The 14,994-nt window shown below is 57.7% G+C and carries 14 protein-coding genes and 1 riboswitch; of the genes, 13 read left to right on the top strand and 1 reads right to left on the bottom strand.

Annotation, left to right across the window (positions count from 1 at the left end; all coding sequences use genetic code 11):
• The first annotated feature begins 20 nt into the window (after positions 1 to 20).
• Both IRT44_RS04720 and IRT44_RS04715 read left to right on the top strand, forming a co-directional pair.
• Positions 21 to 1,406, top strand: a complete 1,386-nt coding sequence (locus IRT44_RS04720; protein WP_171563990.1) for a GntP family permease — start codon at positions 21 to 23, stop codon at positions 1,404 to 1,406.
• Positions 1,407 to 1,469: 63 nt separating this feature from the next.
• Positions 1,470 to 2,255: a 3-hydroxybutyrate dehydrogenase gene (locus IRT44_RS04715; RefSeq protein WP_212133140.1), complete on the top strand. Its 786-nt coding sequence runs from the start codon at positions 1,470 to 1,472 to the stop codon at positions 2,253 to 2,255.
• 123 nt (positions 2,256 to 2,378) lie between these two features.
• Here IRT44_RS04715 and IRT44_RS04710 read toward each other — a convergent pair whose 3' ends face one another.
• A complete protein-coding gene (locus IRT44_RS04710; protein WP_212133141.1) occupies positions 2,379 to 2,999 on the bottom strand; it encodes a DUF3298 and DUF4163 domain-containing protein in 621 nt (206 codons plus the stop codon).
• A gap of 231 nt (positions 3,000 to 3,230) precedes the next feature.
• Between IRT44_RS04710 and IRT44_RS04705 the strand changes: the two genes are divergently transcribed.
• The 11 genes from IRT44_RS04705 to IRT44_RS04655 all read left to right on the top strand — a co-directional run bounded on the left by IRT44_RS04705 (position 3,231) and on the right by IRT44_RS04655 (position 14,988).
• Entirely contained in the window at positions 3,231 to 4,712 is a 1,482-nt protein-coding gene (locus IRT44_RS04705; protein WP_171564195.1) for a methyl-accepting chemotaxis protein, read from the top strand.
• 87 nt (positions 4,713 to 4,799) lie between these two features.
• A riboswitch (SAM riboswitch) is annotated at positions 4,800 to 4,910 on the top strand.
• A gap of 214 nt (positions 4,911 to 5,124) precedes the next feature.
• A complete protein-coding gene (locus IRT44_RS04700; RefSeq protein WP_230077538.1) occupies positions 5,125 to 6,147 on the top strand; it encodes a BMP family lipoprotein in 1,023 nt (340 codons plus the stop codon).
• Positions 6,148 to 6,224: 77 nt separating this feature from the next.
• Positions 6,225 to 7,754: an ABC transporter ATP-binding protein gene (locus IRT44_RS04695; protein WP_212133142.1), complete on the top strand. Its 1,530-nt coding sequence runs from the start codon at positions 6,225 to 6,227 to the stop codon at positions 7,752 to 7,754.
• Positions 7,729 to 8,799 (top strand): ABC transporter permease, encoded by a 1,071-nt coding sequence (locus tag IRT44_RS04690; protein WP_230077537.1) that lies wholly within the window; start codon positions 7,729 to 7,731, stop codon positions 8,797 to 8,799. The genes IRT44_RS04695 and IRT44_RS04690 overlap by 26 nt, the downstream gene beginning before the upstream one ends.
• On the top strand, positions 8,786 to 9,703 hold the full coding sequence (locus IRT44_RS04685) for an ABC transporter permease (protein ID WP_171563996.1): 918 nt from the start codon (positions 8,786 to 8,788) through the stop codon (positions 9,701 to 9,703). The genes IRT44_RS04690 and IRT44_RS04685 overlap by 14 nt, the downstream gene beginning before the upstream one ends.
• A gap of 35 nt (positions 9,704 to 9,738) precedes the next feature.
• Entirely contained in the window at positions 9,739 to 10,401 is a 663-nt protein-coding gene (locus IRT44_RS04680; protein WP_230077536.1) for a sulfite oxidase-like oxidoreductase, read from the top strand.
• Between the two features lie 2 nt (positions 10,402 to 10,403).
• Positions 10,404 to 11,129 carry a nucleoside phosphorylase gene (locus tag IRT44_RS04675; RefSeq protein ID WP_230077855.1) on the top strand — a complete coding sequence of 242 codons (726 nt, stop codon included), beginning with the start codon at positions 10,404 to 10,406 and terminating at the stop codon, positions 11,127 to 11,129.
• A 102-nt stretch (positions 11,130 to 11,231) separates the two neighbouring features.
• A complete protein-coding gene (locus IRT44_RS04670; RefSeq protein WP_171566349.1) occupies positions 11,232 to 11,528 on the top strand; it encodes a helix-turn-helix domain-containing protein in 297 nt (98 codons plus the stop codon).
• A 17-nt stretch (positions 11,529 to 11,545) separates the two neighbouring features.
• The gene (locus IRT44_RS04665; RefSeq protein ID WP_230077258.1) at positions 11,546 to 12,391 is read left to right on the top strand and encodes an IS3 family transposase; all 846 of its coding nucleotides are present in this window, start codon (positions 11,546 to 11,548) and stop codon (positions 12,389 to 12,391) included.
• A gap of 585 nt (positions 12,392 to 12,976) precedes the next feature.
• Positions 12,977 to 14,044, top strand: coding sequence for an ABC transporter ATP-binding protein (locus IRT44_RS04660; RefSeq protein WP_212133634.1), 1,068 nt, complete (start codon positions 12,977 to 12,979; stop codon positions 14,042 to 14,044).
• Positions 14,044 to 14,988: a carbohydrate ABC transporter permease gene (locus IRT44_RS04655; protein ID WP_212133636.1), complete on the top strand. Its 945-nt coding sequence runs from the start codon at positions 14,044 to 14,046 to the stop codon at positions 14,986 to 14,988. The genes IRT44_RS04660 and IRT44_RS04655 overlap by 1 nt, the downstream gene beginning before the upstream one ends.
• Positions 14,989 to 14,994: the final 6 nt, after the last annotated feature.

The following is a 14,994-nucleotide window of genomic DNA, read 5'->3' as shown; positions in this document are numbered from 1 at the left end:
GGGCAGGAAAGGAGAATGGTATGGTTATCGAAGTGTTGGCGATTCTCGTCTCGTTGGGACTCTTGATGTTTTTTGCCTACCGCGGCTATCCCGTCATCGTATTTGCGCCGATTTTTACCCTGTTGGCCGCTGTTCTGTCGGGACTTGCGCTGATGCCCAGCTACACGGAGACGTTCATGACCAACGCCGCCAACTATGTAAAATCGTTCTTTCCCGTCTTCCTGTTGGGCGCGATCTTTGGCAAGGTGATGGAAATGAACGGAGCGGCCGCATCCATCGCCCAGTCGATCGTCAAGGCGCTCGGTTCCAATCGGGCGATTCTGGCTGTCGTGCTGGCCTGCAGCATTTTGACCTATGGCGGCGTCTCGCTGTTCGTCGTGGCGTTTGCGGTGTACCCGTTTGCCGCCGCCATTTTTCGCGAGGCCAACATCCCAAAACGGCTGATTCCGGGCGCGATTGCCCTCGGCGCGTTTACCTACACGATGGATGCGCTTCCCGGTACGCCGCAGATTCAGAACATCATCCCCACCAACTATTTTGGGACCGATGCGTACGCCGCTCCGCTGGTCGGGATCATCGGTGCCGTCATGGTCTTTAGCGGCGGCCTCTTCTGGCTGGAGCGCAGGCGCAAACAGGCAGCCGCAGCCGGCGAGGGATACGGAGAAGGCCACATCAACGAACCGGAGCTCAACCGGGAGCAAACCTACATGAACATTTGGCTGGCCGTGCTCCCGTTGGTGCTGGTCCTGGTGTCCAACTACCTGTTCAGCAGAGGGTTTCTGAGCGTGGAGACGTGGTACGACCCGCAGCTTTTGAAGGACAACTACAACATTGACAAGGTGAAGAACGTCGCCTCCTCCTGGGCGCTGATCATCGCCTTGAGCATCGGCATCCTGGCTGCGGTGCTGATCAATCTGAACCAGGTGAAAACCAAGCTCGCCTCCGGTTTGACCACCGCCGCGATGGGGGCTCTGCTGGCCATTTTCAACACGGCGTCCGAGGTGGGATTCGGCAACGTGGTTAAAACGCTGCCCGGTTTCAAGCTGATTCAAGAATGGATTCTCGGGGTCAGCAGCCATCCACTGGTTTCCGAAGCCGTGGCCGTCAACGTGCTCGCGGGGATTACCGGATCGGCGTCTGGCGGCATGTCCATTGCGCTGGAAGTGATGGGAAAACAGTACCTGGAGCTGGCGCAGGCGGCCGGCATCAGTCCGGAGCTTCTGCACCGGATCGCCTCGATGGCTTCCGGCGGGATGGATACCTTGCCGCATAACGGAGCCGTCATTACCCTGCTGGCAATCACGGGGCTGACGCACCGCCAGTCCTACAAGGACATTTTTGCGATCACTGTGTTGAAGACGCTGACTGTCTTTATTCTGGCAATCGCCGCTTCGCTTTTCGTCTAGGTCCATCCTGCAACCGGGGCGAAGTCGTTTTGGGTACCAATTGGTAAGAAGGAGTGTGTCATCGTGAACAAGCTGCTGGAAGGAAAAGTCGCACTGGTCACCGGTGCAGCAAGCGGGATCGGATATGAAATCGCCCGGACGTTTGCCCGGGAAGGAGCCAAGGTGCTGCTGCTGGACCTCAACCGGGAGGCCGTGGAAAAAGCGGCCGAGCAGCTCAGGGGCGAAGGGGGGGAAGCCCTGGGAGCAGGCTGTGACGTGACGGATGAAGGCCAGCTCAAGGCGAGCATTGAGAAGAGCGTGGAGACGTTTGGCCGGCTGGACATCCTGGTCAACAATGCGGGGATGCAGTTTGTGTCGCCGATCGAGGATTTCCCGACCGACACATTTGAGAAGCTGCTCTCCATCATGCTCACGGCGCCGTTTATCGCCATCAAGCACGCCTTTCCCGTCATGAAGCGTCAGGGACATGGGCGGATCATCAACATGGCCTCGATCAACGGACTGATCGGGTTTGCCGGGAAAGCGGCCTACAACAGCGCCAAGCACGGGGTGATCGGCCTGACCAAAGTGGCCGCTCTTGAGGGAGCCGCCCACGGCATCACTGTGAACGCGCTGTGTCCGGGGTACGTGGACACGCCGCTTGTGCAAAATCAGTTGGCCGATCTGGCAAAGACCCGCAACGTCCCGCTGGAACGCGTGATGGAAGAAGTCATATACCCGCTCGTCCCGCAGCGGCGGCTGCTGTCTGTGCAGGAAATTGCCGAATATGCCGTCTTTCTGGCAAGTGACAAGGCCAGGGGTGTGACGGGGCAGGCCGTGGTAATTGACGGCGGGTATACGGCACAGTAAGACCGCTCGCCTTCCCGTCTGCTGCCGCCGTCTCCACACCCGGGCCCCGGGTGCCAGGCAATCATTCAGGCTGTCGACATCGTCGGCAGCCTGGTTGTTTTCCCGGAGAAAAAGCCACGCACGCTACGAGTTGGTCGCCATGATGCTGAGCGGCCCCGTTTCGCTGATAATCGGCTCCAGGTCGAACACCGAGATGGGAAACATGGGGAAGCCCACGTAATACGGCGTGATCTCGTACAGTTGAAAATAGATGACGAGCGCCTTGTCGGCCACGTAGAAATCCTGGTCGGGTCTGATCGCCTTGAACGGCTCCAGGGTGGGAATATGCCGATTGGCGATCTGTGTTTTGATGTTGTCTGACAGCACCTTGACATAGTCGCTGCCCGGTTTGAACAGGTCCCGCAGGGAAAAGACTTGCCCGGTCTGCACATCTGCTGTGAGCGACATCATATAGGTCATGCCGTGGGCCATCGGAGGCGTGTAGGCGTAGTTGTTCAGGGTGACGCTGAAGATGCCTCGCTGATTGTTTTTGATTTCGTAGCTTCCCTGCATTTCCGTCGTTCCCGGCACCTGGCTTTCATGCTGCTGGTTGATCAAATCCTGCACGTACCGCGACAAGGTTTGGTTGATGTTCTGTTCGGCCTGTCGATTGGCCAAACCGGCCACCTGCGGGTAATAAATGGTTACGTTCGGGCGGCTGATCGTGTGGGTCAGCACGGTGGTCGGCAGTTGATTCATTTCCATGGCGTTCCCGTTCCCTTCTTGAGAAATGTGATCCTGCTTTAGCCTATTCGTCAGAGGGGCCAAATGGTCATGGCAAACCGCGTTTCTGATTCGGCGGAACTACGGGCGCGTTAGAACTTTTTTCACATGTTCTCCATGATCCCAATAGAACTTGGAAGATTTTTCAGGATATAATGACAAAAGAATGTTGTATTCACCATAGCAGTAAAGGAGGAAATTATGCTTCAGACCATGTTTCAGTTGGTCCGCAACACCTTGACCAACAAAGAGGGCTTCATGATTTTTATTCTCTGGAATCATCTGTGGCTGGCCGGAATCATCGCGTATCAGGAAGACGTGAACTTCTGGAAGCTGACATCACTGGGCCTGCTGATGACACTGATTGTTTCACCGTACTACTTCATCCGCAAAGGCAGTTACGTGATTCGCTACCTGGTCGCGATCGGCTTTATGTATTACTCCATCGCATTCGACCACTTTACGTCTTATCCGGAGACGGCGTTTATTTCCTTTATCGTGCTCGGCTTCCTCGCGGCCTATCTGGACTGGAAGCTGGTCGTCTTCGCCGGGATTGTCCAGATCGCGGCAACATTTGTCGGGTTTTACACCGGTTTCTACGACATGTTCGATGAAGGTCGGACAGAAGTGAATCTGATCCTGCACCTCGTGTCTGTCGCATTGATGATCGTCGGCTTGACCTACCTGTGTCTGGCCGGACAAGCCTCGCTGAACAAAGCGGAGACGGCGAGGCGGGAAGCAGAGGAAAAAGAACAGCGGCTGGCGGAGCTTTTGGGCCACATCCGCATGGTGACGGAACAGTTGGACCGCACGTCGGAGCACGTGCATGAGCACGCGGAGACGACCAAGCGGAACACGGACGAGATGATGGTTGCGTTCCGCGAAGTGGCCACGGGGATGGAGGCGCAGGCCAACTCCACGGTGAAGATCGAGGAGGAAGTCCAGTCGATCGACCACGAGATCGTGGCGGTCAACGAACAGGCCAACGCGATGAAGGCGGAGGCCGATCAGAACAACCGCCGCCTCACCGAGAGCATCGGCATGATGAACGAGCTGTCGCATCAGATGGAGCAGATCGTGCAGGCGGTCAATGTGGCCTCGTCCACCATCCGCGAGCTGAATCGGCAGGCCAACCGGGTGGAGGAGATCGTGCAGACGATCAACCAGATTGCGACCCAGACCAACCTGCTGGCGCTCAACGCGGCGATCGAATCGGCCCGGGCCGGGGAACACGGACGCGGCTTTGCCGTGGTGGCCGACGAGGTGCGAAAACTGGCCGAACAAAGCGCTACCGCTACCCAGGAGATTGCCGAAATCCTGCAGTCGCTGCACAAGGAGAGCGAAAACGCCGTGCGCCACATGAGCAACGGGGAATCGTCGGTGGCCAAGGGACAGGAGCTGGCCGTCCAGACTGTCACCTCGATCGAGACGGTTCGGGCCGGAATGGAATCGTTCCTGCAGGCCGTCGAGCACGTGCGCTCCAGCATGGACAGGGTAAAGCTGCGCTCCGGTGAAGTGGCCGCCGAGATGTCGACGATTACGGCTGTGACGGAACAATCGGTGGCCAATCTGGAAGAGCTGTTTGCCACGGCGGAAAATCAGCATCAAAAGGTGCGGGAAATCACGGAAGAACTGGGCGAACTGAACGCGCTGTCGCGCAGATTGCAGCAGTCGTTTCGAGACCAACAAACATAATGTTTTGAAATGACAAAAAAATCATTTGCAATGTAAGAACCTTTTGCTAGAATTAGAGACATTACAACTGGATAGCGGATTCACCTTACCTTATCAAGAGAGGCGGAGGGACTGGCCCGATGAAGCCCGGCAACCACTGTACCCCGGTACAGAAAGGTGCCAATTCCTGCAAAACCCTCGGGTTTTGACAGATGAGGAAGAGGTTGGCGCAACTTGGCAAACTCTTCCTCTAGGAAGAGTTTTTTTCATACCATCATCAGGTGCGCCTTCCTGGGAAAAGGGGGAATATATCGAACGTTTATGGTGTATGTTTACTAAAATATTCGTGTTTTGCCTTGAAACTTTCGAAAAAAAACCCGTAAATTACCGGTATGGGAGTAAAAAACTTTTTTACTAGATAGGAGAGAACAGCATGAAAAAGTACCTGTTGGCATTGACGACGTTTGCCGTACTGTTGGCCGGATGTGCGGCGGGAGGCGGTGCACCGGAGGGACAAGCCGGCGGCCATGAAGGCGCCGAGAAGAAGCGGGTCGCGCTGATCTTGCCGGAGAAGATCGGGGTCAACCCGTTTTTCCAGCAGATGGACGAGGGTGCCAAGAAAGCGGCGCAGGAATTTGGTGTCGACGTCAAAACCATCGAGTCGACCGACCATTTCGCCATCGAGGAGAACATCCGCGCGGCCGTGTCCGAGCAATACGATTTGATCATTACGTCGTCGTTTGAATCGGAGGATGCGCTGAAAAAAGTGGCGGCGGAAAACCCGGACCGCGTGTTTGCCATCATCGATACTGTCGTGGACTTGCCCAATGTCAGCAGCGTGGTATTTCGCGAACATGAAGCCTCCTATCTGATGGGAGCAGCTGCCGGCCTGGCGACCAAGACCAACAAGGTGGGGATCGTCGCGGCGATGGACATTCCGCTTTTGAAAAAGTGGACGGTCGGCTTCCAGGAGGGACTGAAGGCGACCAATCCGAACGCAGAGGTCTTCGTCAACTACGTCGGCAGCTTTAATGACCCGGCGAAAGCCAAGGAGCTGGCCCTGCTGCAGGCAAACAAGGGAGCAGACTTTGTCTACGGAGCTGCTGCTGTCGGCGACCTTGGCGTGTTTGAAGCAGCCAAGGAAAAGGGCTTCTACACCTCCGGCCAGGACGTCGACCGCACCGGCATCGATCCGGAACACATCGTCCTGTCCCAGTTGAAAGGGACCGACACGGCCGCCTATGAAACGGTAAAGGCGTTTGTAAACGGCAGCTTGAAACCGGGCGTGCAGACGTACGGCCTGAAGGAAGACGGCGTCGGCGTCACCTACGTCACGCGCGAAAGCGAGACACCGCTGCATCCGTTCATCGGTGAGGAGGTCATCAACAAGGTGAAAGCGATCAGGGATGAGATCGTGGCGGGTACGCGCAAGGTGCCCGATCCGCTGCAGCAGTAAACGAGACGGCGACCGACTACTGCGGTAGTCGGTTTCCTGTTGAATGGGACCAACAGGAAAAAGGAGGGAAGAGCGGGATGACGTACCGTCTGGAAATGCGCAACATGACGAAAAGATACGGCGATTTTACGGCCAACGACAACGTATCGTTCACGCTGGGGGCTGGCGAGGTCCACGCCATCGTCGGGGAGAACGGCGCCGGCAAAACCACGTTGATGCGGATGCTGTACGGCATGGAACAGCCGACGTCCGGGGAGATCGTGCTAAACGGCCGCCCGGTGGTCTTTCGCGGCCCCGACGACGCGATCCGACACGGCATCGGGATGGTGCACCAGCACTTCATGCTGTTTCCCGATTTCAGCGTAATGGAGAACATCGTCATCGGCTATGAACCGCAGCGTGCCGGCCTGTTCCGGCGCAAGGATGCGGTGGAGGCGGTGCGGGCCCTCAGTGAGCGCTACCGCATCCCGATTGACGTGACCGCCCGTGTATCGCAATGCTCGGTCGGGGAGCAGCAGCGCGTGGAAATTCTCAAGGTGCTGTACCAGGGAGCGGACATCATCGTACTGGACGAGCCGACCGCTGTCCTGACACCGCTGGAGGTAAAGGAACTGCTGCAGACGATTCGCCACCTGGCGGAGAGCGGCAAGAGCGTCATCCTGATCACGCACAAGCTCAAGGAAGTGATGGAGGTGGCCGACCGAATCACCGTGCTGCGCGGCGGCCGGGTGACCGGGACCGTTTCCCGGCAGGAGACCAGCGTGGACGAACTGGCCCGGCTGATGGTGGGCCGTGACCTGCAGCCGTTGAGTGAGCGGGTGAGCCTGGACGGCAGGCCCCTCCTGCAGGTGGAAAACCTGACCGTTTCCGACCGGCAGACGATCGTGGACAGCGTTACATTTACCGTGCACCACGGGGAAATCGTCGGAATCGCCGGGGTCTCGGGCAACGGCCAGTCGGAGCTGCTGCAAGCCATCACCGGACTGCGGCCGGTCACGGCGGGCAGGGTGCTGCTGGGCGGAAAGGACGTCACCAACCGTCCTGTGGCAGCCATACGTGAAGCGGGAGTGGCCCATGTCCCGGAAGACCGCTACCTGTGGGGAACGGCCAAGCAGGAGAGCGTGGAGGAAAACGCCTTGATGGGCTACCAGCGCAAACCGGCGTTCAGCCGTCGCGGCGTCATTTTGCGGGACGCGTTTCGCCGCGTGGTGGAGCAGTGGGTGGAGCGTTTTGCCATTAAGACCGGTTCCCGGCACCTGCAGGAGCAGGCGGGCAACCTGTCCGGCGGCAATCTGCAAAAACTGATCGTCGCCCGCGAGCTGGGGCAACAGACGCCGCTGTTGGTCGCTGCCGAGCCGACGCGCGGCGTGGACATCGGGGCTATGGAACACATCCACCAGGCGCTGATCGAAAAGCGAAACAGCGGCGATGGAATCCTGCTCGTCTCGTCGGAGCTGTCGGAGATTCTGGCGCTGTCTGACAGAATTCTGGTCATGTACAAGGGACGAATCGTCGGCGAACTGAAGCGGTCGGAGGCGACGGAAGAGAAAATCAGCGTGTTGATGGCAGGAGGAAGCATCCATGGAAGCGGTCAAAAAGCTGTGTAAACCGCTGGTCCAGCCGCTGTTGGCGGTGGTGATCGGCTTGTTGACGGGAGCAGTCGTCATCAGCGCGGTAGGCGAATCGATCCTGGATACCTACCAGCAGATGTGGAAAGGAGCGTTTGGGAGCTACTACTCCTTTGCCTCCACATTGGCCCGGTCCACCCCGATAATGCTGATCGGGCTGGGGCTGTCGCTGGCGTTTCGCGCCGGGGTGTTTAATCTGGGCGCCGAGGGGCAGATGGTGCTGGGGGCGATCTGCGCGACGCTGGTCGGACTGTACCTGCCCGGTCCCGGACTGGTGAAAATGCTGGCCGCGCTGGCGGCCGGTGTGACCGCAGGCGGTCTCTGGTCGCTTTTGGCCGGGTACATGGAGGCGAAGTTTCGCGTCCAACTGCTCATCACCACTCTGCTGCTCAACTACATCGCCGTCCTGTTTGCCGGGTATTTGGTGAGTGAACCGTTTCAGGACAAGACAGGCTCGGCAGCGCTGGCTCAGACGTCCATGCTGGAAAAGAGCGTCTGGCTGCCCAAGCTGTTTGCCGGCATGAGCGTACACGCCGGCTTTCTGATGGCGTTGGCTGCTGCTCTGGCGTTGTTCTGGATCGTCCGGTTCACCCCGTTTGGCTACGAGGTGAAGATGCTCGGACACAATCCGTTGTTTGCCCAATACGGCGGGATTGACAAGGATCGGGTGATGCTTGTGGCGATGTTTGCCAGCGGAGGATTGGCCGGGCTGGCCGGCACCGTGGAAGTGCTGGGGGCGCATTACCGGTACGTCGACGGCGCGTTGACCGTCCCCGGGTATGCCTGGACGGGCCTGATGGCCACGCTGCTGGCCAATTGCCACCCGATCGGCGTCGTGTTTACCTCGATACTGCTGGCCGCCCTGCAGACGGGTGCGATGGGCGTGGAGCGCAACACCGAGGTACCGCTGGAGTTGGCCAGCGTCATCCAGGCCGTGCTGATTCTGTTTATCTCCGCCAAAATCAGTCATGACTGGTGGAAAAACCGCAAGAGCAAGAGGAGGGAGTCGCATGGAGTTGTTTGATGGAGCACTTGTCAGTTCCACCATCCGGATGGTGACTCCGATCCTCCTGGCGGCACTGGGCGGCGCGCTGTGCGCCCGGGTGGGCATCTTCAACGTCGGGCTGGAGGGGCTGGTGCTGGTCGGAGCGTTTTCCGCCATCGTCGGCAATCACTTTACCGGCAGCCTGCCGCTGGCTGTGCTGTTTGCCGCCGCCGTCACCGTGCTGTTTTCGCTGTTGTTTGCCTACATGACGATCGGACTGAAGGCAAATGAAATCATCGTCGGCGTGGCGATCAATTTCCTCGCGCTGGGGTTGACCACGTTTGCGCTGCGCGCCGTCTTCGGCGTGAAAGGGGCGTTTTACGACAAGGACATGGCCGGGCTGCCGCAGTGGCGGATTCCCTGGGTGGCAGACATCCCCGTGCTGGGGGACATCCTGTCGGGGCATTCGCCGCTGGTCTACGCGGCCTTTTTGGCGGCGGTGCTGCTGCACCTGTTCTTTGCCCACACCGTGACCGGCTTCCGTGTGCTGGCGGCCGGGATGAATCCGGTAGCGGCCCGCAGCCTTGGCCTGAAGGTGACTCGCCTGCAGGTGCTGGCCGTGGTGTTGTGCGGCGTTCTCTGCGGCATGGCCGGGGCCCAGTTATCGCTTGGGCAGGTGACCATGTTTACCGAAGGCATGACGGCGGGGCGCGGCTTTATCGCGCTGGTGGCAATGATGTTGGGGCAGTCTCACCCGTTGGGCATTCTCGCCTCCAGCCTGCTGTTCGGATTGATGGACGCGCTCAGTATCCGGCTGCAGGGCTTTTCGCTGCCGACGCAGTTTACCGCGATGCTGCCCTATGTACTGACGATTGCGGCGATGTTCTTCCTCAAGGACAAGGGCACAGCCGCAAGCACCGCCAGCCAGCAGAGTGCCCGCTAGACAAAAGACGGACTGACCTGGGAGGAAACGGGAAGATGAACAAGGCAGAGCGGATCAAACGGATGAGGGTGCCCGCGGTCGATCCGGCCCTGGCTCGGCGGCTGCCGCCGGGACAGGTGCTGACGGAGCGGTTTCCGATCCTGCATGAGGGGGAGGTGCCTGTCTACGACCTGGAGACGTGGACGCTGCGGGTCTTCGGGGAAGTCGATCGGGAGGTAACGCTCTCGTATGCCGACATCATGGCGATGCCGCAGACGACGATCACCTGTGACATTCACTGCGTCACCCGCTGGTCCCGGTTTGACAACCGGTTTACCGGCGTTCGTTTCCGCGACTTCCTGGCAGCAGCCGGTGTCACACCGCGGGGCAGGTATGTGATGCTGCACGGCGATTACGGCTATACGGCAAACGCGGCGCTGGCCGACCTGGAACGAGACGACGTGCTGCTGGCCCACTCCTTTGACGGAGCGCCGCTGACGGACAAGCACGGTTGGCCGCTAAGGCTGATCGTGCCGCACCTCTACTTTTGGAAGAGCGTGAAATGGCTGCGCGGAATCGAATTCTTGAACGAAAACAACCCTGGCTTCTGGGAGCAAAACGGTTTTCATCTGAACGGAGACCCGTTTCGCGAAGAGCGTTTCTCCGGCGAAGCCCTGCCGATTCCGGAAGACGAATGGGAGAAAAAGGAGTTTGATTGATGATGCTGCCCAATCTGAAAGTTGATCCGGAAAACCTGCCAAAGCGCGCGATCGTCTGCGGCGATCCGAAGCGGGCAGCCCGCATTGCCGCCCTGCTGGACGAGAGCAAGGCGATCGGGGAAAACCGGGAATACCACAGTTATGCGGGAACGTGGAACGGCACGGCGGTGGCCGTCGTCAGCCACGGCGTCGGCTCGCCGGGGGCGGCCGTCTGCTTTGAAGAGCTGGCCAAAGGCGGCGTGAAGACCATCATCCGTGTCGGAACGGCCGGTTCCTACCAAAAAACGATCGAACCCGGCAGCCTGGTGATCAGCACGGCGGCTGTCCGCCGGGACGGACTGACCAGCCAATTGGTGCCGCCGGGTTTCCCGGCCGTGGCCGACCGCCGCGTCGTCGATGCGCTGGCCGCCGCAGCCGCGAAGCGCGATACGGGACTCCATGTGGCCGAGGGCGTGACACTGACGATGGACATGTTTTACAGCGGCGTGGTGGAGTTTCCGCACAAGCTGTACCAACAGGCGGGCGTGCTGGCCGTGGAGATGGAGAATGCGGCCCTGTTCGTGATTGCTGCGCTCCGAGGCATGCGTGCCGGTTCCATCCTGGCGATCGATGGGTACGCCGACGCTGATCTGTTGGAAACGTACAACCCTCATACGGAGACCACGGCCAAAGCGATTGAGGCAGAAGCGCGCATCGCGCTGGATGCGATCGTGGCGGTGGAGAATTGAGTGAAATAAACAGCCCCGATATGAAATAGAGTGCACCCCTTAAAGTAGACATTGGAAAAACCCCTTGGGATAACCGATGTTACTTTAAGGGGTGAATTTTTTATGGCTATCAAAGGTCAAAAGTTCAAGCATTATCCTTTGTCGTTGAAAATGGAGGCAATACGATTGCATGTAGAGGAGAAGTGGACATACAGACGTATCACTGAGCATTTAGGAATCCAGGATAAGGATCGAGTAAAAAAATGGATGCGGAAATACAAACAACTTGGGGAGTTCGGTCTTTTGGATCAGCGTGGACGACGTCCAGAGTACATCGATCAAGATCGACATGTGAAAAAATTGAAACGGGAGAACGAAATTCTAAAAAAGTGTTTGGAAATCTGGATGCGGGAGGTGTAAGAAAAAAGTATCGTGTGATGGAGAATGTGGCAGCATTGTACCCGATTACCGAACTCTCCAAACTTCTTGGTGTATCGAGGAGTGGGTATTATCGATATCTTGCACAGAAGGAGTGGGATAGAGACGGAGAACTGAAACAGCAGATTCAAACCATCTATGATGAACGAAAAGGAATATATGGGTATCGAAGAATTCAAGCGGAACTCCTTCGTCAATACGGCAAGGTTGTGAATCATAAGAAGGTGTTACGGCTCATGCAAATTCTTGGGCTGAAAGCCATTATTCGTGGCAAACGAGCGTATCGGAGCACGTATCGAGCGGCTGAATCAGATGGTCGTGTTGCCGAAAATTTGTTGAAGCGTGACTTCACAGCCGAGAAACCGAACCAGAAGTGGGTCACCGATGTTACCCAGTTTCGTGTAGGAGATCAACGTATCTTCTTATCTACGATTAAAGACTTGTTTCACAACGAAATCGTGGCGCACCATGTGAGCTTACACAATGACAATGTCCTTGTCCTAGAGACGTTTCGGAAAGCATTTGAAAAGCATAAGGACGTGACTGGACTGATCGTACACAGCGATCAAGGCTTCCAGTACACGTCCCATGCATACCACGACATGCTGCAAAAGGTTGGCGCCCGAATCAGCATGTCCCGAAGGGGCAATTGTTTAGACAATTCCCCTATGGAGAGTTTCTTCTCGCACTTAAAGGCAGAAGCTCTCTATCCTTATGATATTCGAAGTTTGGATGAGGCGCAAAGACGAATTGAGGAGTACATTCGTTTTTACAATGAGGAGCGTTTGCAAATCAAATTAAATAAGCTGACGCCAGTCGAGTACAGGCGTCAGCATGCGGCCTAACGGCCGGGGGTTTTTTAAGTGTCTACAAAATGGGGTCTTGACCAGAAACGCCCGAATGCGAGATTCGGGCGTTTCAGACTGAAGACAAACTGCTTTTATTATGATGTAGTTTCCCAAGGAACCGATCTTCCCATCGTTTCCAGGCCGCAAGGCCTGCACATTAATCAACCGAAGGTGGAGAAAAAGTACATGGCATGGGGTGATGGGGCAAAGCGAGCTCCTTTGACGACCTGCAAAGCGAAAAGACGCAAGACGCGGGGAATACAGGGGGCACAAGTCTCACTTCGTCGAAATACCCAGATGTTTGCCCCCTGCCCGCGTCGCGTTTTGGAGCGGACTCTATCGACTTCGTTGCTGGTCGTCAAGAGAGCGAGTGGGCCCCATTACCCATGCACCACGGACTTTGTCTACACGCTGAAACGCCCGAATGCGAGATTCGGGCGTTTTTTTTACATCGGGCACTCCTTTACAAAACCCTGGCCCAACGTTAATACGTGCTTCACGTTTCCTTAACTCTCCAACGGTACCATCGAAATTGTCAAGTGAACGACGGGAGTTGAGGGCACTGGGAGGGAATGGAGCCAGATGGCACGAGTGATATTGAGGCAGGTAACGAAAACATTTCACGGCCAGACGGTGGTCAAAGGGCTGAACCTGTTGATACCGGACGGTTCCTTTACCGTGCTGGTCGGACCGTCAGGGTGCGGAAAATCGACCACGCTGCGGATGATTGCCGGGCTGGAGAGCGTCACGGACGGGGACATCCTGATCGGCGACCAGCCGGTCAATCATCTGCCGCCCGGTAAACGGGACGTGGCGATGGTGTTTCAAAACTACGCGCTCTATCCGACGATGAACGTCTACGACAACATCGCGTTTGGCCTACGCAACCAGGGGTGCTCGAAAAATGACTGCCGGACGATGGTAGAAGAAATCGCGGACGTAGTCGGACTGAGACCGTATCTCAAGCGGAAGCCCTCGGAGCTCTCCGGCGGACAGCGGCAGCGCGTCGCACTGGCCCGTGCGATGGTGAAAAAACCGCAGGTGTTTCTGATGGATGAACCGCTGTCCAACCTGGACGCCAAGCTGCGCAACCAGATGCGGGTGGAGCTGACCAGCCTGCACAAACGGCTCGGCACCACCTTTATCTACGTCACCCACGACCAGGTGGAAGGGATGACGATGGGCGATCAGATCGTCGTCATGAGCGAGGGTGCGATCATGCAGGTGGCGCCGCCGATGGAGCTGTATCGGGAACCAGCCAACCTGTTCGTCGCCCAGTTTATCGGCTCACCCGCGATGAACGTCGTCCCGGCGGACGGGAGGGCGGAATACTTGTGGGGGTTTCGCCCGGAAATGGCCGTCCTCCTGCCGGGCAGCGTGTCGGCGGTCCCGGCGGAAACGGCATGGTCGCTCGACGGCATTATCATGTCACGGGAAATCCTCGGTTCGGACGCGCTGTACCACGTGGAAACGACGAGAGGACGCGTCGTGGTCAAGGCGGAAACGGAGCGGATGGCGGAGATCGGCGAAGCGGTGCTGGTGTCGGTGCCGCTGGCGCACATTCACGTGTTTGACCGCGCGACCGGGAAACGGCTGGGGCGGCTGGAGGGACGGACGCAGAACCATTCGCTGGCGGGAGGAGTGGTCTGATGCGCAAAACGGTCGCTGTCCAAGAAGTGGCGAACGCGCAATCGGCGGGGACGCTGCCGGCAGCCCGATTTTTCTTCGCTGAGCGGATTCGTCCGTACCTGTACATCGCGCCGGCCCTGCTGTTTTTTTTCGCCTTTTTCTTCTTTCCGATCGCGTATGTAATCTACTTGTCCTTTCACGACTGGTCGCTGCTCAACCTGGAGGAGATCGAATGGGTGGGGCTGGACAACTTTGCCGAGCTGTGGAAGGACGCCGATTTTCGTCAGGTGCTGGCCAATACATTGATGTACACATTCGCCACAGTGGGGCTCGGCATTGTGATTTCGTTTTTTCTCGCGCTGTGGCTCAACCGCAAGGCCAGGGTGTACGGTCTGGTGCAGGCGGCGGTGTTCAGCCCTCACATCGTCTCGCTCGTCTCGATTTCGATGCTCTGGATGTGGCTGATGGACCCGCAGTACGGTCTGCTCAACGCCCTGTTGGAATTCGCCGGACTGCCGGCGTACACCTGGCTGTCTGACACGAAAAGCGCGCTGGTGTCGCTGATCGTGGTCAGCCTCTGGAAAGGGATCGGCTACAACACGGTGGTCTTCATCGCGGGGCTGCAAAGCATTCCCCGTGACATCTACGAGGCGGCCGCCCTGGACCGCTCTCCGTGGTGGCGCACCCTGTTCCGCATTACGGTTCCGATGCTGTCGCCCACGCTGTTCTTTTTGTTGGTGATCAATACGATCTCATCGTTTCAGGTGTTTGACACGATCTACATCATGACCCAGGGCGGTCCGGTCAACAGCACCAACATGCTGGTTTTCTACATTTACGAGCAGGGCATGGATTTCTACAACGGCGGCATCGCTTCCGCTGCGTCCGTCGTCCTGCTGGGGATGGTCGGATTGTTGACACTGCTGCATTTCCGCCTGATGGGAAAACGGGTCCACTACCGCTGACGGGCC

Source organism: Brevibacillus sedimenti, from assembly GCF_020923495.1.
Taxonomy (GTDB): domain Bacteria; phylum Bacillota; class Bacilli; order Brevibacillales; family Brevibacillaceae; genus Brevibacillus; species Brevibacillus aydinogluensis.
This window is presented reverse-complemented; position numbering and strand designations above follow the sequence as displayed.